This is a genomic window from Halapricum desulfuricans (assembly GCF_017094465.1).
In the GTDB taxonomy this organism is placed as follows: Archaea; Halobacteriota; Halobacteria; order Halobacteriales; family Haloarculaceae; genus Halapricum.
The window spans coordinates 1732087-1749420 of sequence record NZ_CP064791.1 but is presented as its reverse complement, the minus strand read 5'-3'; the positions used below and the strand labels follow the sequence as shown (position 1 = coordinate 1749420).

Sequence of the window (17334 nt, the reverse complement as noted above, 5' to 3'; positions counted from 1 at the left end):
TAGCTGTTCGCAGTCCCGGTGTCCGGCGACCAGACACACTCTTGGGGCAGGCCCACGTGGGTGCTGATATGACCGACCGAACCGCGGCCGTGACGCGGACCACCGCCGAGACGGAGATCGAGGTCACGCTCGACATCGACGGCGACGGGGACGCGACGATCGACACCGGTATCGGCTTTTTCGATCACATGCTCGAATCGTTCGCGACGCACGGGCTGTTCGATCTGACCGTGACCTGTGACGGCGATCTGGAGATCGACGACCACCACACCGTCGAGGACGTCGCGATCACGATCGGCGAGGCGCTCGAGGAGGCACTCGGGGACAAGCGCGGCATCGAGCGATTCGCCGACCGCTGCGTCCCGCTCGATGAGGCCGTCGCTGGTGTCGTCCTGGATATCTCCGGGCGGCCGTACTTCGCGTTCGACGGCGCTTTCTCACAGTCGGACGTCGGCGAGCTGACCAGCCACATGGCACAGCACTTCCTGCGCTCGCTCGCGATGAACGCTGGCTTGACGCTACACGCCGAGGTGGACGGCCAGAACGCCCACCACGAGATCGAGGCGCTGTTCAAATGTCTCGCTCGTGCGCTTGACGATGCGACGCGGATCGACGACCGTCGCGCCGACGTCGCGAGTACGAAAGGGACGCTCTGACCGGCACCGAACCGCCTTATGGCTCCGTCGCGAGCACCGTCTCACCCGCTCTGACCGACTCGCCACGCTCGACCCGCAGGTCCGCATGTGTCACCGATGGCGGAAAGAGTACGTCGACGCGACTGCCGAAAGAGATGTGACCGATCCGCTCACCGCGGTCGACCGACTCGCTGCCCTCGACATAGGGATGGATCCGACGAGCGAACGCCCCGGCGATCAGTGTGACACGGTAGTCCGGAAAGTCCACGTGGAGTCGCTCGTTGCGATCCGACTCCTTCGAGAACGCCGGTCGGTGCGCTCCCGGTTCGTGTGTCGTCTCCCGTATCTCACCTGGGGCCGGCGCGCGGTTGACGTGCACGTGATGGAGGTTCATGAACACGCCGACGCGCAACCGATCGCCTTCCTCCCTGATGACCGAAACTGTCCCGTCTGCCGGTGAGACGTACCCCGCGTCCGGGGATTCGCGATCGGGATCGCGATGAAAGTACAGCACGGCAAGTCCCGCGAGCGCCGTCCCGGCACCGACTGACGGCGCAAGCAACATGAGTGGCCCCGCGACCAGCAACAGCGGCAGCGCATACCACCACGTTCCGGGGGCGAACCAGCGGGACATATCCCCTTCTGGGGTCCGACACTCGCTTAACACCTTCGACCTTGTCGGAGCACAATTCCGGTGATAATCCCCGGTAACGGCTGTGACGCGCCCGATCAGGAAATGTTCAATCGTTCATATACATCGGGCTGATAACGGTAACTTTTTGCCGATCGTCGATTTTCGATAGGGTATGGTGGACGAAGTAAACCCATTTGAGAGTTTACAGGAGCAGATCGATGACGCGGCCGAATACCTCGACGCCGACGAGGGGATGATCGAGCGACTCAAACAGCCCGAACGCGTTCTCGAGACGACGCTGTCGGTCGAGATGGACGACGGCTCCATCGAGACGTTCCGCGCGTACCGATCGGAGTTCAACGGCGATCGCGGGCCGTACAAGGGCGGGATCCGGTACCATCCCGGTGTCAACCGGGCGGAGGTCAAGGCCCTTTCGGGATGGATGGTGTACAAATGTGCAGCCGTCGACATCCCCTACGGCGGAGGCAAGGGCGGTATCGAGATCGATCCCGCCGAGTACAGTGAAGACGAGCTAGAGCGGATTACGCGGACGTTCGCGAAGGAGCTGCGGCCGCTGATCGGCGAGGACAAGGACATCCCCGCGCCGGACGTCAACACCGGCCAGCGGGAGATGAACTGGATCAAAGACACCTACGAGACCCTGGAGAACACCACCGAGCCCGGCGTCGTCACCGGCAAGTCCCTCGAGACCGGCGGCAGCAAGGGTCGCGTCGAGGCGACGGGTCGGTCGGTCAGCATCACCGCCCGAGAGGCCTTCGAGTACCTCGATCAGGACATCTCCGAGGCGACCGTCGCGGTGCAGGGCTACGGGAACGCCGGCTCGATCGGCGCGCGACTCATCGAGGAACAGGGTGCCGACATCGTCGCAGTCAGTGACTCGAGCGGCGCGATCTACAACGCTGACGGGCTCGACGCGCAGGCGGTCAAAGATTACAAGGCCGAGACCGGCAGCGTCGTCGGCTACGACGGTGCGAGCGAACAGTTGACCAACGAGGAACTGCTGACACTGGACGTCGACCTGCTCGTGCCCGCGGCACTCGAGAACGCGATCGACGCCGAGATCGCCGAGGACGTGTCGGCCGATGTCATCGTCGAGGCGGCCAACGGCCCGATCACGCCCGACGCCGACGAGATCCTGGCCGAGAAGGACGTCCACGTCGTCCCGGACATCCTCGCGAACGCCGGCGGCGTGACCGTCTCGTACTTCGAGTGGGTCCAGAACCGCCAGCGCTTCGCCTGGACCGAACAGCGAGTCAACGAGGAACTCGAACGGCTCACCACTGACGCGTTCGACGCGATGACCGACGCCCACGAGGAACACGACACGCCGAACTTCCGGACTGCGATGTACGTTGTCTCGATCCAGCGCGTCCTCGACGCCGCCGAAAAGTCCGGTCTGTTCCCGTAGGCCGGTCACTCCAGCGCCTTGAGGTTGTGCACCGGCTCTAGCCAATCGAGTATTTCTGCGGTCGGTTCGATCGCTGCGGCGATCCGATCGGCGTCCTTGTACGCGATCGGCGCTTCGTCCAGCACTGACTCGACCAGTGACTCGGAGTAGACGCCGTCCATACGGTCGCGGAGTTGCTCGACTGACGCGCGTTCGCTGGCTTCTCGGCGACTCATCGTCCGGCCCGCACCGTGGGGTGCCGTCTCGTTCCAGTCGTCGTTGCCCGTTCCGCGGGCCAGTATCGAGCCGTCCGCCATGTTGAACGGGATCACGAGTCGCTGTCCGTCCCTGGCCGGCGTCGCACCTTTCCGGACCGTCAGATCGTGGAAGTCGATGTAGTTGTGGATCGACTGGAAGCGATCGACTGACTCGACGGAAAGCGCCGCACAGATGGCGTCGCTCATCAACTCTCGGTTCCAGCGGGCGTACTGCTGGGCGAACAGCATATCGACGTAGTAGCCGTGGGCTTCCCGACCGTCGAGGTAGTCCAGATCCGTATTGCGCGCCTGTGGGTCCGGTTCGATACCGTTCAGCCGATCGAATGTTCGCTCGATCGCTTCCCCCTCGAGATCCTCGAGCACTGCCTCACGGTCGATGTGGGATTGCCCCATCCCGCCGGTGACCCAGGCGTGCAACTCGGCGTCGCTGACTGACTCGGGGTCGAATTCGAGATACCGGTAGTCGTCCTCGGGTATCGCTGCCCGAATCGCGTCGGCGTTCCGCAGTTCGGTCGCCCGCTGCTGCCAGTATTCGGCCACGGCCAGCCCCAGATAGCGCGACCCGCTGTGGATGATCAGCCAGTAGTCACCGGAGTCGCGTGCGCGGGCGAACTCGACGAAGTGGTTGCCACCACCGAGCGTGCCAGCGCTTTTGATGATGTGGCCGATCCCCTGGCGCTTCCGGGAGAGAACGCGATCACAGAGGTCCTTGAAGTACTGCTCGTCGTAGCCCGAGAACTCGAAGGTGATCGGCTCGATCGACCGGCCGAACCGCTCGCGATAGGCCTCCTCGAACCGTTTGAAGACCTGGTTCGCCCGCTCGAAGGGGAACTGATCGACCAGGTGTGGCGCGTCCGCGTAGTCGTGCACGTCTCGCCCCATTGGGACGGCCTCGCGGACGCGGCGTTCGCGCTCGCTGTCGTCCAGTGGCAGCGTCTCCCCGAGGTTCGTCGCGGCCATCCCACAGCCGACATCGACGCCGACGACGTTCGGGACGATCCGGTCGGGCAGTGACATCGTAAATCCGACCGGTGCCCCGGCACCCCAGTGTGTGTCCGGCATGACGACCACCGGTTCGGTGAACGCTTCGTGGTCGATGAGGGTCTGGATCTGCTCGCGGGCCGACTGCTCCAGAAGCGACTCGTCGTCGATCATCACCGTTGCGGTCGCGTGTGTGCCCGATAGCTCCACTGGCATCGCTATTTTCCGTTCGGCACACCGCTGTAATAGGCTGACGGTCGATACGCGCTGCCCCGCGGCGTAATTGATATATTCCTAACAGTAGCGATGAGTCGACACCTTGATATGCCACTGTCCAGTTCGGTTATATAGCTCGATACCGGTCCGGTTGGTCCCCGGATAGCATGACAACGCTGTGGTGGAAACAGATGGACGAAGATAACCGAGCACGGTTAACACGACGCCAGGTAGCTGCGGGTGGGGCTGTCGCTGCGAGCGGACTGTTGGGCGGTTGCCTCGGATCGATGCGACAGTTTCTGGGTTTCTCGTCGCTCGACCAGATCTCGCTGCGTGTGATGGCTCCCCCGGCCGACTGGGATCGACGGGCGAACGAAATCGCTGGCCAGCTCGTCGAACGACTCAAGAAAGTCGGCATCGACACACGGTTCCCGCTGGTCCCGCCCAGGCAGTTCCGCAGACAGGTCCTGTACGATCGGGACTTCGATCTGTACGTCGGGACGATGCCGATCGGACGCGATCCCGACTACCTCCGGCCGTTACTGACGTCGACGTATACGGATGCGCTCGGATGGCAGAACCCCTTCGGCTTCGCCGATATCTCGCTGGACGAGTCCCTCGCCCAACAGCACCGCCAGACCGGAGAGGAGCGGACGGACACGATCAGGCGCGTCCTCGATACGGTTGCCGGCGAGCAACCGTTCGTTCCGATCGCCACGGACCAGGCCATTGCCGCGATCAGCACCGACGCCTTCGAGGGCTGGGAGCGTGCGCCGCTTCGCGATCCGACCTGGCTGCTCGAACTCGAACCCGCCTCGGACTCGGCGACCGACGAGACCCTTCGGATCACCACCAAAGACGGATCGATCACCCAGCAGTTGAATCCACTCGTCCCCTGGATCAACGAGTTCGATCTCGTCACATCGCTGCTGTACGATCCTCTTGCCCGGTATTACGACGATGCCGTTCGACCGTGGCTCGCCGAAGATTGGGAACTCGTCACGGACGACGACGAGCTCACAGTCACCCTCCGGTCGGACCTCTACTGGCACGACGGTGAGCCGATCACTGCCGAGGACGTCGAGTTCACGTACGACTTCCTCGAGGACACGGCGCTCGGCAATGCAGACGCTGAGTACCCGGCGCCTCGATTCCAGGGCCAGGCACAGGCCGTCGACACCGTGACAGTCGAAACCGATCGAACGGTCCGGTTCCGGGTCGACTCGTCCGCCGCGACCGCCCCCGCTCTGCTCACGGTTCCGCTATTGCCGAAACACGTCTGGCGATCCCGGACTCGCGTCTCGAACGCGCGCCGCGGCATCACCCGAGCGATTGGTCACGACAACACTGGTGCTGTCGGGTCCGGTCCGATGACCCTGGCCAACCGGACGGAGGGGGAATCGGTTCGTTTCAGTCGCTTCGAGGAGCATCCGCTCAACCGGGACGACGGATCTCCGCTCGCCGACCGGTTCGGACAGCTAGCGTTTTCGGAGCTGGTCGTCAGCCTGACCCCCTCGGATCTGACGATGGTTGCCTATCTCCGGGAAAACGCGGCCGACGTTACCGCCCCGTCACTCGATAACAAAATCGTTTCAGGGGTCGTCAGTCGGGACGGTCTCTCTCTCGCGACCAGCGAGTCCCGGACGTTGTATCACGTCGGGTTCAACACGCGTCGTCGGCCGCTCCGAAACCCGTCCTTTCGGCGAGCCGTCGCCCACCTCATCAACAAAGGTGCGATTGTCGAATCGATCTTCGACGGATACGCCGAACCACGGACGACACCAGTCCTAGAGGACTCGTGGATCCCCGAGGATCTCAGGTGGAACAACGGCGATCCCGAAGTTCCGTTCGCAGGAGTCGAAGACGAACTGTTCACCGAGAACGCCCGCAAGCATTTCAGCAACGCCGGGTATCACTATACCGACGACGACATCCTCGTGTACTAATGGTTCTGGACGATCCCTCGACAGCGATCCTGATAGCGATTGTGGTGCGGATTATAGCGGTTACTGCAGTCCTCCTCGGCATTTCTCTCGTCGCTATCGTCGGTGTCGCACAACTCCGTGCAGTAGCTCGTCGAGGCATCGGCAGACAAATTCGACGAGCGCTCCCGTATTTCGTATTTCTCGGGATCGTGCTCGGATCGATGGCCACGCTTCGGAGCGTCGGCTCTGAACTCTCCTGGCGGGTCGGATACGAGTTGAGTTCGCTCATCTACGAGATTGAGGGCGGCACCGTGGTACTTGCGGTTCAATCGCTCCCGATACCGAGAGCGGGGCTCTTGTTCCCGGTCGTGTATGTCTTCGGCTACGTGTATCTGCTGTCGTTCCCGTTTCTCGCGTACCTCCTTTCGACCGACCTTCGACCGTTTCGGACGTTGTCACTGGCCTATGCGTTCAACTATGTCGTCGGTGTGATCCTGTATATCGCCTTTATCGCGTACGGGCCGCGCAACTACTACAATCTCGGAGCTGTCGAAGTGCTGTACAACGTGTGGCCGGAATCACAGCTGCTGACTTCGATGGTGAACACCAACACCAACGTCTTCCCGTCGCTGCACTCCTCCGTCTCGACGACCATCGCCATCATGGCGGTCAAAACTCGCGATCGCTATCCGCTGTGGACGCCGATCGCGGTCGTGCTCGCCGCGTTGGTCTGTCTCTCGACGATGTATCTCGCAATTCACTGGGCGACTGATGTCGTCGCCGGGATCGCGCTGGCGTTCCTGTCCGTCTGGTTCGCGGAACGCTATTACGATCAATACGTGGATCTCATGGAGCGCTCTCGGGACCGGACGCTCGAGGTCGCCGGACGAATCCGGAACCGAATCGCCGACTACCGAGCGGAGTGACTCTCGCTTTCGTTCGGTTCGGAAGGGACTTACAGCAGTCCCGATCAGTGAACGTATGGCACGCGTTACGGTCGGTGGTCGGATCCATTTCGGCTTCCAGAACCTCTCGCTGGCACACGACCGTCTCTACGGTGGCGTCGGCGTCGGCCTCTCGGAGCCGCGCCTCGTTCTCAGCGCCGAGCGCGCGTCGGACGTGCGCTGTGATTGGTCCGGTGGGACGCCGTACGTCGAACGAGCGGTCGAGATACTCGACGTGCCGGGGGCGGACGTGACAGTCGAGCAGCGCCTCCCGCGACACGTCGGTCTCGGGAGTGGAACGCGACTCGCCCTCGCGAGCGTGGTCGCGATCGCCCGGGCATACGACGAGGACGTCGCTGCCAGGTCCATCGCGCCCGATATCGGTCGCGGTGGTCGAAGCGGCGTCGGCGTCGCGACCTTCGAGGCCGGCGGGTTCGTCGCCGACGCCGGTCATCCGACGGAGCTGTTCACGAGCGAGCCGCCAGCAGAGGGCGAATGGACAGTCCCACCGGTAATCGCACGCCACGACGTGCCCGATGCGTGGCGATTCCTGCTGGTGACCCCTGAGACCGAACGCGGGCTCAGCGGCGAACCGGAGGACGCGGGTATTCGATCGGTCGTCGAGCGGGCCGATCCGGGGATCGCCGACGACATCGCGCTCGTGGTGACGCGGCAGTTGCTGCCGGCGATCGCGACGGGTGACCACGAGACCTTCGGCAGCGCTGTCGCACGACTGAGTCGGCTGAACGGTGCCTGGTACGCCGACGAACAGGGCGGAGTCTACCGTCCGCCGGCGGGTCGACTCGTCGACGCGCTCGACTCGATTCCCGGCGTCTCCGGGGCCGGACAGTCTTCCTGGGGGCCCACTGTCTATGGAATCACACACGCCGAGACGGCCGGGGCGGCCGAACGGACGGCTCGCGACGCGCTCGACGACCTCGGACTCGATGGACGGGTGCGCGTCGTCGAGGCCGCGACGAGCGGTGCAACCGTCGACTCGACGTAGCCGCCCGCCGCAGTACTCGCCGCGTTTGCTCGCACCACGGGATACTCGCCAAATTTGCTCGAACCGCAACCGACTGCATCGGCCCGGACCTGGATCCGTACATGCCGCGAGTCGAGTCGATCTACGTCTACCCGATCAAGTCCCTTCCCGGCCGCAGCGTCGAGACGGCGACGGTCGGCCCCGGCGGCTCCCTGGCCCGGGACCGACAGTACGCGATGGTCGACGGCGACGGCGAGTACGTCAACGGGAAACGAACGGCCGCGGTCCATCGCATCGACGCCGACTTCGATCCCGCCGGGACGATCGTGGCGTTCGACGACGGCGAGGAAACGGCCAGGTTCGATCTCGAACGCGAACGGGAACGCGCGCAGGCGTGGCTCACCGAGCGCTTCGAGCCGTCGATCGAACTCGACTCGGACGACCGGCTCGGGTTCCCCGACGACACGACTGACAAGGGGCCGACGGTCATCTCGACGGGCACCCTGAACGCCGTCGCGGAGTGGTTCGACGCCGTCGACGGGCCGACCGAAATGCGCCGCCGGCTCCGCCCGAATCTCGTGGTCGAGGCCGAACCGTTCTGGGAGGATCACCTCTATGCCGGGAGTGGCGAACGTCGCCGATTCGACGTCGGCCGCGTCACGTTCGAGGGAATGGGGCCGTGCCAGCGCTGTGTCGTTCCCGCGCGTGACCCCGATACCGGCCGTGAAACCGAGGGGTTTCGGACCACGTTCGTCGAGCGGCGCCGCGAGACGCTCCCGCCGTGGGCAGACGAGGACCGGTTCGATCACTATTACCGGGTGATGGTCAACACGCGAACGCCGTCCGACTCCCGGGGGAGCACGATCTCGGTCGGTGACGAAGTCGTCGTCGGAGATATCCGGAACGGCGAGACCGAGTGAGCGTAGCGGCCGGGCCGTTTCGACCGGTGCGGCGGTCCGGCTGTTCCCCTGCCGACGCTACCTCGTCCCGTCGAGATGGGTATCGAGGAACTCGATCTGACGCGGCAGCGTCTGTTCGCGCCAGTCCTGGTCGTCGATCATCCCGTGTCCCGCGCCGTCCCCGGTGACCACCTCGACCGGAACGTCCGCCTCCCGAAGCGTGTCGGCGAGTACCGTAGTGGACCGGTACGGGACGATCGAATCGTCCGTCCCGTGGACGAGCATCACCGGCGGATCGTCGGGATCGACGTGGGTCACGGGCGACCCTTCGGCGAGGGTGGCTTCGCTGGCGTCCGATCCGAAAAACGCCGTCACGGCCGGGTTGCCGTCGGCATCCGGCGTCGTGAAATCGTACGGGCCGCTGTAGCCGACGACGGCGTCGACGCTCGCCGGGACGCCGGGTTTGTACTCCGGTGGCCGGAAACGCTCGTGACCCGGTGCGAGCCCGACCAGCATCGCCAGATGCGCGCCGGCGGAGTACCCTGCGAGGGCGCCACGCGACGCGTCGATGTCGTACTCCCCAGCGTTGTCCCGGACCCACTTGACCGCGGCGACGACGTCACGGACCGGGCCTGGATAGCGCTCCTGCTGGGCGAGTCGATACTGGATGTCCGCGACGGCGTACCCGCTTGCGGTCAGGCGCTCGAACATCGGTCGGTGTCCCTTGTCGCCGACGATCCAGGCGCCGCCGTGCGCGAACACGACGAACGGGCTCGCGTCGCCCCTGTCCGGCAGATACAGATCGAGTTTTAGTGCGCCGTCGGCCGTCTCCCGGAACACGATGTCCCGGAGATCATCCCCCGCGCCCGTCGACGTCTCCGTATCGGCCGACGGTGGTTGGCTGTCCGTCGCCGGCGGTCCTTCGCTCGTACAACCCGCAAGTAGCGCCGTGCTGGCTGCCAGCACCCCACGGCGTGACCACGTCCGGCCCCTGTTCGCACACATTCGTTCAGGACGTGCCTCGCGGGGCGGTCGGATCAATCCATCGACGGCTGGGAGGACAATCCTTTTGCCCTGACCGGAACAGTTCTCGACATGGACTGGCCACACGATCCGGACGGCGAGGAAGGCAGTGAGGGCCGGCGCAAGTACGGTCACGCCATCCTCGCGAAGAAAGTCTCCGAGGAGGACTTCCCGCTGACGGCGACCGAATACGTCGATCGGTACGGCGACCATCCGGTTCGGATCGACTACGAGACCGTCGTCAGCGTCGCGGACATCTTCGAGTATGTCGACAGCGAGACGTTCGAGGACTTCCCCGAGTTCCACCAAGCGCTCGGGCGAGCGATGCGCGAGGCTGACTATTGGCCCTACGAACGTGCGTAGTGGATCGACACACCAATATCACCCGGCCCGCTAGTCCCGGACAGTTGTGACGAACACGCAGCTCACTCACGTCCAGATCGACAACTACGGTCCCTGGACAGTTACGCCCGAACCACGCCGGGAAGTCGATCTCCAGACGCTCCAATCGCGACTGTACGCCGATCTCGCCCAGTTTTTTGGCAACCGCGGCGGCTACACCTTCTTCACCCGATTCGACAACATGATCGCGGTCTCGAACGGCTCGTCGATGGAGGATCACGCGACGCTCCAGGAGTCGATCCGCAACCGCTATCCCGTCACCATGAGCCTCAGCGTCGCGACTGGACAGACGCCTGCAGGCGCGCTCGCGACGGCGACCGAACAGCTGCAAGACGCCGGCAGTGCCCAGGACAAGTCCCGCCGGGAGATCCTGCGCGGTCGCCACATCGACGACGAGTTCCGGACCGACGAGGACCTCCGCATCGCTCACTTCGACGTCAACGACGCGACCGGAAAATACACCGACCAGCTCAGCGAGTTCGACACGTTCATCCGGATCGAACAGGGCTACGCATCACTCATGAAGTACATGCGACAGGCCTACGATAGCCTCTCGTTTTTCGTCGGCGGTGACAACATCATCGCGGTCTGCCCGGAGATGGACGCGGCGGCCTACCAGGACGCCATCGACCACGTCCGTGCGGACGTCGGCGTCGAACTCAAGGTCGGCGTCGGCGAGGGCCGCCGCGCTGACGAGGCCGGCATGGCCGCCAAACACGCGCTGGAGGAGTGTCGGGCGACGGGCGCGGACGTCGAACTCGACTGTTGAGAGATCACCTGTATTCGGCCGGTGAGTAATCGCCTGTGGCAACAATAAGCATACGGTCGAGAGCCGTATAAACGTACTGCAGATACCTTTTAGACGACACCTCCCGAAAAGTCAGGTATGAATGGTGACGTCACAGTACAGGAGGCGATGACCCGTGATTTCGTGGGGGTGAGTGGCTCGGATACCATTCGCGACACGGCCAAGTTGTTGATCGCGGAGGACGCTCCGGGTGCGGTCGTTCTCAGGGGACAGGATCCGGTCGGCGTCGTCACGGCCAGCGACGCGCTCTCGTGGCTCGTCGACGACGGGCGCGCCGACGCATCGGTGACGGAGTGTATGTCCGAACAGGTACCCAGCGTTATGGCCGACCAGGGGATCGAGGCCGCGGTCGACGCGCTGTTCGCCCAGTCGGCGACTCTGCTCGTCGTGACCGACGACAGCGGCGAACCGCTCGGCGTCCTCACGCAGCGAGACGTGATCGCGGCGACGACGTTCACTCCGGGCGATACGGCAACCGACCAGGAGGTCGAACCGGCGCGCATCGAATCCGAACCGGAGGGCGCCGCCAACGCCGACGGCGGGTACAGCGATCAGGGGATCTGTGAGCGATGCGGCGCGCTCACGTCCGATCTCGTCTCGTTCAACGGGCAGTTGCTCTGTCCGGACTGCCGCGATGTCCGATCGTGACTGCCACTGCCTCTCTCGGGCGATCCAAGCGATGAGTGAGACGACAGTCGAGATCCGGGCCGCGACGATGGACGACCTCGACCAGCTCGTTGTCCAGTGGATCGATCTGGCGGCAGGGCAGCGCGAGTACGGCTCCCATCTCCGGACCGAGAGCAATCGAACTCGGATCAGCGAGCTGTTCGCCCGGCGGATCGCACAGGACGAGGCCCGGATCGCCCGGTCGGGCGACCGGATCGTCGGCTTCGTTACGTTCACGATGGCGGGCAGCACCTTCGCGAAATCGTCGACCCGCGGTGTCATTCAGAATCTCTACGTCGTCCCCGAGGCCCGCGGCGAGGGGGTCGGAACGCAGTTGCTCGACGTTGCCGAACGGGTGCTCGCCGAGGACGGTGCGGACGCGATCGCGCTAGAGGCGATGGCCGACAACGACATGGCCCGGCAGTTCTATCGGGATCGTGGTTACCAGCCCCATCGGGTGACCTTCGAAAAGTCGGTCGAAAGCGATACGTCTTAAAGTCCCTCCCCACTACGTACAACCGCGCCAGGGGAGCTTGGGTGGTCCAAGCACCCGACTTGTAATCGGGAGTTCGAGGGTTCAAATCCCTCCCCTGGCTTGCTGCTGGGTACAATTCTGGGCGGAGACATCTTGTCACGATCGATAGTTGTCGGGACTGTCCGGGGAACATTCAAGGCAGCTACCCGTGTATCGCCTATCGAATGCCCACGTTCGAGTTGGACGTGTCCGAGGAGACGGCACGCGGGCTAGCTGTCGAGGCCGATATGCTGGGTTTCGAGACGCGTGAGGCGTATCTCGAATGGATCGTCAGCCGACGGTTCGCGATCGACAGCGACGACGAGCGCGCCGCGCTGCTGAGCGCGTACGCCGAGCAGGCCACGGAGATGGACCTCCAGAACGTCGAAACGCCGCCGATCGAACACGAGGTCGAAGCCGACCCGCCTGATCCCGACGACCTGGCGACAGTCATGGGTACGAACCTCGCACCCGATGTCGCCCGGATCGAGGACGAGAGTATCGCCGACAGCGCCCACGCGCTTTCGAACGTCGAGGCGAACCGCTTCGACGAGTTCGCCCGTCGGGCGGTGGCACAGACGCGCGAACGGCTCGGCGACGGCGTCGGATCCGGGATCAACTACAGCTCACAGACGGCCATCAACGACACCGATCGCCGCATCGGCGAGGACATCGCCGATCTCGATACCATCGACGTTCCCGGGTACGACGAGGACCTCGTCGCGCGGCGGCGGCGGGCCGTCGGAGCCGCGCTCGCGCTGTTGCGCGACCTCGAAACGGCCAAACGCAACGACTTCGTCGACGCGCTCTACGAGGAGTTCCCGGCGGGCTATGATTCCGAGTCGACGTGGTGGGATTGCATCAAACAGGGGCTCGAACAGGTCGACCGCGTCAAGCCGGCCAGGGACGGGAGTCACATCTGGGAGTACCGGTCGGTCCCCGGACGAGTCAAACGCATCTCCTACGAAGACTAGCCCGTGTCGTCCCTCTACGGGCGGAACTCGCAACCAGAACGGAGCGACGCCGAACCGCTACTCCTCGTCGGTCTCGTCGTCCTCGCCAGCCAGGATATCGTTGGCTTCGAGGTGCTCACGCCGCGTCCGCTCGTCGAGTTGTTCGAACCGCTCGTCCTCGACGCTGATGGTGGCGACGCCGATCCCCTCGGGCGAGAGGCCGCCGTCGGTGACTGATGCCAGCGCCGAGAGCGCCAGCCCGACCCCGTCGTCCAGAGTCATCTCCGCGTCGTAGTGCTCTTCGAGGTACTCGCGGATGTCGTTGCGGTCGGCCCCGACGGCCAGGGCCTTCCACTCGTATGGCGTTCCGGAGGGGTCAGTCTCGTACAGGCGCGGCTCGCCGTCGGCGACACCAGCGATGATCAGCGCGACGCCAAAGGGTCGCGCGCCGCCGACCTGCGTGTACTGCTGGATGTGGTCGGTGACAGCCTTCGTCAGCGTCTCGACGCCGATCGGCTCGTCGTAGCGCAGCTGGTTGAGCTGGGCCTGTCGGCGCGAGAAGTCGATGAGCTGGCGAGCGTCGGCCACGTGGCCGGCGCTTGCGATTCCGATGTGGTCGTCGGCCTTGTGGATCTTCTCGACGGAGGAACGCTCCATCAGCGGCGACCGGATCCGCTTGTCGACGGCCAGTACGACGCCTTCGGGTGTTCGAACGCCGATACTTGCCGTTCCGCGTTTGACTGCTTCACGGGCGTACTCGACCTGATAGAGGCGTCCGTCGGGCGAGAAGATCGTGATACCCCGATCGTACGCTTGCTGTTGTTGGTTTCCCTGCATAGTTACTCGGTGTCGAGTTCCGTCCCAGCCGTGAACCCGTCGTCTGTGCGGTAGTCCAGCCGCCCGTTCCGGGCGACGGCCGACCGCTCCGCGTCTTCGACTGTGACGCGTCTCTGCTCCGTTCGTTCCGGCGGCCCACGCATATACTTTTCTTCACAGGCCCGGACGGTCCCGCTGATGCCCGCGACTTGCAGTCCGACCGGGTCCGTCCCGACCGCGTCGACACACGCGAGCATTGCCCTGGCACGCTCGCTCTCGCCGCGTCGGACCCGGACGATGGCTTCGGCGCCGCCCTCCCAGCTCTCGAAGCGAACGACCGTGAGGTCGGCGTCCGCGCTGGCGACGTCGCCGAGCAGGTTCTGTGCGGCGTACCACACCTCCCGCTGGAAGGGGCCCCGATCAAGGGTCCCGTCGGGCCACGTTTCGAGCCGGACGGTCAGGTATCGCCACCGTGGCTGGAGGTGTTTCGGCAGGTGTTTCACGTCTGATCCGCCCCTGCCCGCTCGGCGACGAGCACGCCGACCTGTTCGTGGACCCGCTCGACGGCCGTCAGCGCGAACCCGGCGTCGGTCAGCGCATCCGCCAGCACGCCGACCGTCGCCGGATCGTCGACCGCCGGCGAGTAGAACGGCTCCTCGGGATCGGCCTCACCGAACAACATGACGTCGCCCAGTACGAACCGGTCGGGTGCGAGTCCCGCGATCACGTCGATTGCGTCGCGCTTGTCCGCATCCGAGAGGTGATGCATCGCGAAGTTCGAGACGACGACATCCACGTCGCTGTCCACGTTCGGCTCCCGGAACCGCCCGGTGTCGAATTCGGCGTTTTCGATGCCTGCCTCGGCAGCCTTTTCGCGGGCCTGCCCGAGCATGCCCTCGCTCACGTCCCGTCCGATCACGCGGTCGGCATCCGACGCCAGCGCGAGCGCGATCGCGCCAGTTCCGGTTCCCAGGTCGAGCACGATGTCGTCCGCGTCGACCGCCGCGTGCTCGATCACCAGATCACGGCACTGGCGGTACTCGGGGCTGTGGTCGCCGTCGTCGTATTCGCCGGCTTTCTCGTCGAACCTGGCCGCGTGTTCCGCAACGTCGTCAGTCATAGAGGATCGTTCGGCCGGCGCGGGCAAAGAAGGCTCGATTGTTCGAGCCGTGCCCGTCACTCCTCGTCGATCCACACGCCCGGTTCGACGAACGCGTCGCTGGCGCGCTCGCGATTGCGCTCGGCGAGCTCGCCCCAGGCCGCCAGCCCGGTCTCGACCACGTCCGGGTCAAACCCCAATACCTCGCCGAGCGCCCGGAGTTCGCGTGGCGCGCGCAACTGCAGGTGGCTCCGCGGGTCGGCGCTGACGACGAACGGCGCGTCGGCGTCCCCGAGGAGTTCCCGGAGCTTCCGCAGGTCGCGCAGTGCCTGGACGCGTTCGCCCCCGTCGGACCGCAGGACGCGCGCCAGCGAGAGCTCGACGTGAACGTTGTTCTTCGCGGCGGCCTTCGCGAGGACGTGGTTGAAGTCGCCGTCGTCGACCATCGGATGAGCGAGCACGTCGACGGCCGGCTGTTCGACGGCGAAGCGGTTCATCTCGACCGAGCCGCCGTGGACTGCGACGATCGTTCGGTGATCCCGGTGATTGCCGACGAATCCACTCGCGCGCGCCGGGTCAGCTGCCCGAATCTCGACGCCATCGACGACGTCGATCCCGTATTCCTCGCTGATGCGGTCGGCGTCGGAGTCGGTGAGCGCGTCGCCGTGATTGCGGACGACGAGTCCGTCGTAGCCGTATTCGCTCGCCGTGAGCGCGAGTCTGGCGACGGTCGCGTCGCCGTCAGGATCGGCGTGAACGGCCTCGTAGGGTGTCATCGTGGGCGCGAACATTACAGCGATTCGAGGACGTCGCGTGCGTTCTCGACGGCGGCTTCTTTGGTCGCGGGATAGGCCTCGACTTTTGCCCGGATCGTGATGCCGTCACCGAGGCGTACGTCCCCGCCAAAGGCCGCTTGTTTCTCCAGGGTGAGAAACAGCTCGGTGTTGTCGGTGACCCGCTCGTCGAGTTCATCGAGCAGTCGCTGGCGCTGCTCGGCCGGCAGTTCACCGAGCTGATCCAGCACCACCCGCATGTCGTCCGCGTTCTCGACGCGCGCCGAGAGGACGACAATCCGGTCGCCGTGGTGCCCCTCGTTTTCCATGCGCTGGATATCGAACTCCTCGGGCAACAGCGTCCGTAGCGCCTCCGTTACGCGTTTCTCGTCCTCGGTGGCGTAGCAGAACGCCCGGAGATCGATGTAGTGAAACGGGACCGACGACATCTGGTCAGTCGTCTTTCTCGGCTTCGTCGTCTTCTTCGGCGGGTTCGAGGTTGTCCTCGGGGACGCCCTGCTCTTTGCCGTCCTCGAAGCTGACGATGTAGTTGGCGTCGCCGAACATCGTCTCCATCTTGTTGGTAATCGTCCCAGTCTCGCCGTCGAAATCGCTGTGCTCGTCGTGCAGAATGACGCTATCGTCTTCTTCGAAGCTCATGGGCAATCGTTTTCCGGGACCGCTAAAAAAGGGACTGATTCGACCCGGTCGAAAACTTATACCGCTCTCCGTGCAAGGTAGGAGTATGAAATCCCCACACGCCCCTGATGGTCGCTTGCAGTCACACAGACCGCCGTCTCTTCCAGGGTCATGACGGCCGTCGACAACCTGTGGTATCTGGCCGACGAGGCCGACCAGCAGGCCGAGCAGCTGTATCACGATCTCCAGTCCAGACACGACGGCATCGCCGAGTTCACGAAGACGCGGTGGGTCTCCCGGCGCCGATTCCGGACGATCGCCCAGCGCGTGACCGAGAACGGCCTCCCGTACGGCGTGCACGCGGTCGTCACCGACGACAGCGGTGCGGTCTTGCTCGTCCGCCACCGGGATGTCGACATGTGGGTGTTGCCCGGCGGCGAGGTCGACGGTGAGGAGTCTTTCGAGGCGGCCGCGAGTCGCGAACTCGCCGAGGAAGCGGGTATCGAAGCCACGTTCGATGGGATAGCGCTGCTCGGCCGCGTCGAGTTTCACGGCGACGGCCACCAGACCTGGGGCGTCCTGCCGATCTTCGCGGGGCGCGCCGAGTCGACGGCGCTGTCGATCGAGGATCCGGACGATGAGATCCTGCAGGCACGCTGGTTCGAGACGTTACCGGAGGATACCCGCGATCGGTCAGTGCTGCGGTCGTGGCTCGAGGAGTCCTGAACGGGCACCG

The 17334-nt window shown here is 64.7% G+C and carries 21 protein-coding genes and 1 tRNA gene; 13 read left to right on the top strand and 9 right to left on the bottom strand.

Annotated elements, in window-relative coordinates; translation table 11 throughout:
* Positions 1 to 68: 68 nt before the first annotated feature.
* A complete protein-coding gene (hisB, locus tag HSEST_RS08930) occupies positions 69 to 656 on the top strand; it encodes an imidazoleglycerol-phosphate dehydratase HisB (RefSeq protein WP_229120589.1) in 588 nt (195 codons plus the stop codon).
* Between the two features lie 16 nt (positions 657 to 672).
* Here hisB and HSEST_RS08925 read toward each other — a convergent pair whose 3' ends face one another.
* The gene (locus HSEST_RS08925; protein ID WP_229120588.1) at positions 673 to 1269 is read right to left on the bottom strand and encodes a protein sorting system archaetidylserine decarboxylase; all 597 of its coding nucleotides are present in this window, start codon (positions 1267 to 1269) and stop codon (positions 673 to 675) included.
* A 172-nt stretch (positions 1270 to 1441) separates the two neighbouring features.
* On the opposite strand from HSEST_RS08925, the gene HSEST_RS08920 reads away from it, so the two are divergent.
* Positions 1442 to 2698 (top strand): Glu/Leu/Phe/Val family dehydrogenase, encoded by a 1257-nt coding sequence (locus HSEST_RS08920; protein WP_324254827.1) that lies wholly within the window; start codon positions 1442 to 1444, stop codon positions 2696 to 2698.
* A 5-nt stretch (positions 2699 to 2703) separates the two neighbouring features.
* Here HSEST_RS08920 and HSEST_RS08915 read toward each other — a convergent pair whose 3' ends face one another.
* Entirely contained in the window at positions 2704 to 4152 is a 1449-nt protein-coding gene (locus HSEST_RS08915; RefSeq protein ID WP_229120587.1) for an RtcB family protein, read from the bottom strand.
* 191 nt (positions 4153 to 4343) lie between these two features.
* Here HSEST_RS08915 and HSEST_RS08910 point away from each other — a divergent pair, with 191 nt between their 5' ends.
* The 4 genes from HSEST_RS08910 to HSEST_RS08895 all read left to right on the top strand — a co-directional run bounded on the left by HSEST_RS08910 (position 4344) and on the right by HSEST_RS08895 (position 8926).
* Positions 4344 to 6098 (top strand): ABC transporter substrate-binding protein, encoded by a 1755-nt coding sequence (locus HSEST_RS08910; RefSeq protein WP_229120586.1) that lies wholly within the window; start codon positions 4344 to 4346, stop codon positions 6096 to 6098.
* A gap of 200 nt (positions 6099 to 6298) precedes the next feature.
* Entirely contained in the window at positions 6299 to 7003 is a 705-nt protein-coding gene (locus tag HSEST_RS08905) for a phosphatase PAP2 family protein (protein WP_229120585.1), read from the top strand.
* 55 nt (positions 7004 to 7058) lie between these two features.
* Positions 7059 to 8027, top strand: coding sequence for a beta-ribofuranosylaminobenzene 5'-phosphate synthase family protein (locus HSEST_RS08900; RefSeq protein ID WP_229120584.1), 969 nt, complete (start codon positions 7059 to 7061; stop codon positions 8025 to 8027).
* Positions 8028 to 8128: 101 nt separating this feature from the next.
* Positions 8129 to 8926 (top strand): MOSC domain-containing protein, encoded by a 798-nt coding sequence (locus HSEST_RS08895; RefSeq protein ID WP_229120583.1) that lies wholly within the window; start codon positions 8129 to 8131, stop codon positions 8924 to 8926.
* A 57-nt stretch (positions 8927 to 8983) separates the two neighbouring features.
* Here HSEST_RS08895 and HSEST_RS08890 read toward each other — a convergent pair whose 3' ends face one another.
* The gene (locus tag HSEST_RS08890) at positions 8984 to 9910 is read right to left on the bottom strand and encodes an alpha/beta hydrolase (protein ID WP_229120582.1); all 927 of its coding nucleotides are present in this window, start codon (positions 9908 to 9910) and stop codon (positions 8984 to 8986) included.
* Positions 9911 to 10000: 90 nt separating this feature from the next.
* Between HSEST_RS08890 and HSEST_RS08885 the strand changes: the two genes are divergently transcribed.
* From HSEST_RS08885 to HSEST_RS08860, 6 genes are all read left to right on the top strand, one after another.
* Positions 10001 to 10291 carry a DUF5785 family protein gene (locus HSEST_RS08885; protein WP_229120581.1) on the top strand — a complete coding sequence of 97 codons (291 nt, stop codon included), beginning with the start codon at positions 10001 to 10003 and terminating at the stop codon, positions 10289 to 10291.
* A 46-nt stretch (positions 10292 to 10337) separates the two neighbouring features.
* Positions 10338 to 11099 (top strand): GTP cyclohydrolase III, encoded by a 762-nt coding sequence (locus HSEST_RS08880; protein ID WP_229120580.1) that lies wholly within the window; start codon positions 10338 to 10340, stop codon positions 11097 to 11099.
* A 117-nt stretch (positions 11100 to 11216) separates the two neighbouring features.
* Entirely contained in the window at positions 11217 to 11786 is a 570-nt protein-coding gene (locus tag HSEST_RS08875; RefSeq protein WP_229120579.1) for a CBS domain-containing protein, read from the top strand.
* A 31-nt stretch (positions 11787 to 11817) separates the two neighbouring features.
* Positions 11818 to 12300 carry a GNAT family N-acetyltransferase gene (locus HSEST_RS08870; protein WP_229120578.1) on the top strand — a complete coding sequence of 161 codons (483 nt, stop codon included), beginning with the start codon at positions 11818 to 11820 and terminating at the stop codon, positions 12298 to 12300.
* Between the two features lie 26 nt (positions 12301 to 12326).
* A tRNA-Thr gene (locus HSEST_RS08865) sits at positions 12327 to 12400 on the top strand.
* Between the two features lie 103 nt (positions 12401 to 12503).
* Entirely contained in the window at positions 12504 to 13292 is a 789-nt protein-coding gene (locus HSEST_RS08860; RefSeq protein WP_229120577.1) for a hypothetical protein, read from the top strand.
* A 57-nt stretch (positions 13293 to 13349) separates the two neighbouring features.
* On the opposite strand, the gene psmA is transcribed toward HSEST_RS08860, so the two are convergent.
* The 6 genes from psmA to HSEST_RS08830 are packed head-to-tail and all read right to left on the bottom strand — an operon-like array spanning position 13350 to position 16619.
* Positions 13350 to 14108 carry an archaeal proteasome endopeptidase complex subunit alpha gene (psmA, locus tag HSEST_RS08855; protein WP_229120576.1) on the bottom strand — a complete coding sequence of 253 codons (759 nt, stop codon included), beginning with the start codon at positions 14106 to 14108 and terminating at the stop codon, positions 13350 to 13352.
* A 2-nt stretch (positions 14109 to 14110) separates the two neighbouring features.
* Entirely contained in the window at positions 14111 to 14590 is a 480-nt protein-coding gene (locus HSEST_RS08850) for an Rpp14/Pop5 family protein (RefSeq protein ID WP_229120575.1), read from the bottom strand.
* Complete coding sequence (locus HSEST_RS08845) at positions 14587 to 15207, bottom strand: class I SAM-dependent methyltransferase (protein ID WP_229120574.1); 621 nt, start codon at positions 15205 to 15207, stop codon at positions 14587 to 14589. Before HSEST_RS08845 ends, HSEST_RS08850 begins: the two co-directional genes overlap by 4 nt.
* 56 nt (positions 15208 to 15263) lie before the next feature.
* Positions 15264 to 15962: an RNase P subunit p30 family protein gene (locus tag HSEST_RS08840; RefSeq protein WP_229120573.1), complete on the bottom strand. Its 699-nt coding sequence runs from the start codon at positions 15960 to 15962 to the stop codon at positions 15264 to 15266.
* A gap of 14 nt (positions 15963 to 15976) precedes the next feature.
* Entirely contained in the window at positions 15977 to 16408 is a 432-nt protein-coding gene (locus HSEST_RS08835; RefSeq protein ID WP_229120572.1) for an RNA-binding protein, read from the bottom strand.
* A 4-nt stretch (positions 16409 to 16412) separates the two neighbouring features.
* Positions 16413 to 16619 carry a DUF1918 domain-containing protein gene (locus tag HSEST_RS08830; protein WP_229120571.1) on the bottom strand — a complete coding sequence of 69 codons (207 nt, stop codon included), beginning with the start codon at positions 16617 to 16619 and terminating at the stop codon, positions 16413 to 16415.
* A gap of 150 nt (positions 16620 to 16769) precedes the next feature.
* On the opposite strand from HSEST_RS08830, the gene HSEST_RS08825 reads away from it, so the two are divergent.
* Positions 16770 to 17324 (top strand): NUDIX hydrolase, encoded by a 555-nt coding sequence (locus HSEST_RS08825; protein ID WP_229120570.1) that lies wholly within the window; start codon positions 16770 to 16772, stop codon positions 17322 to 17324.
* The last annotated feature ends 10 nt before the right edge of the window (positions 17325 to 17334 follow it).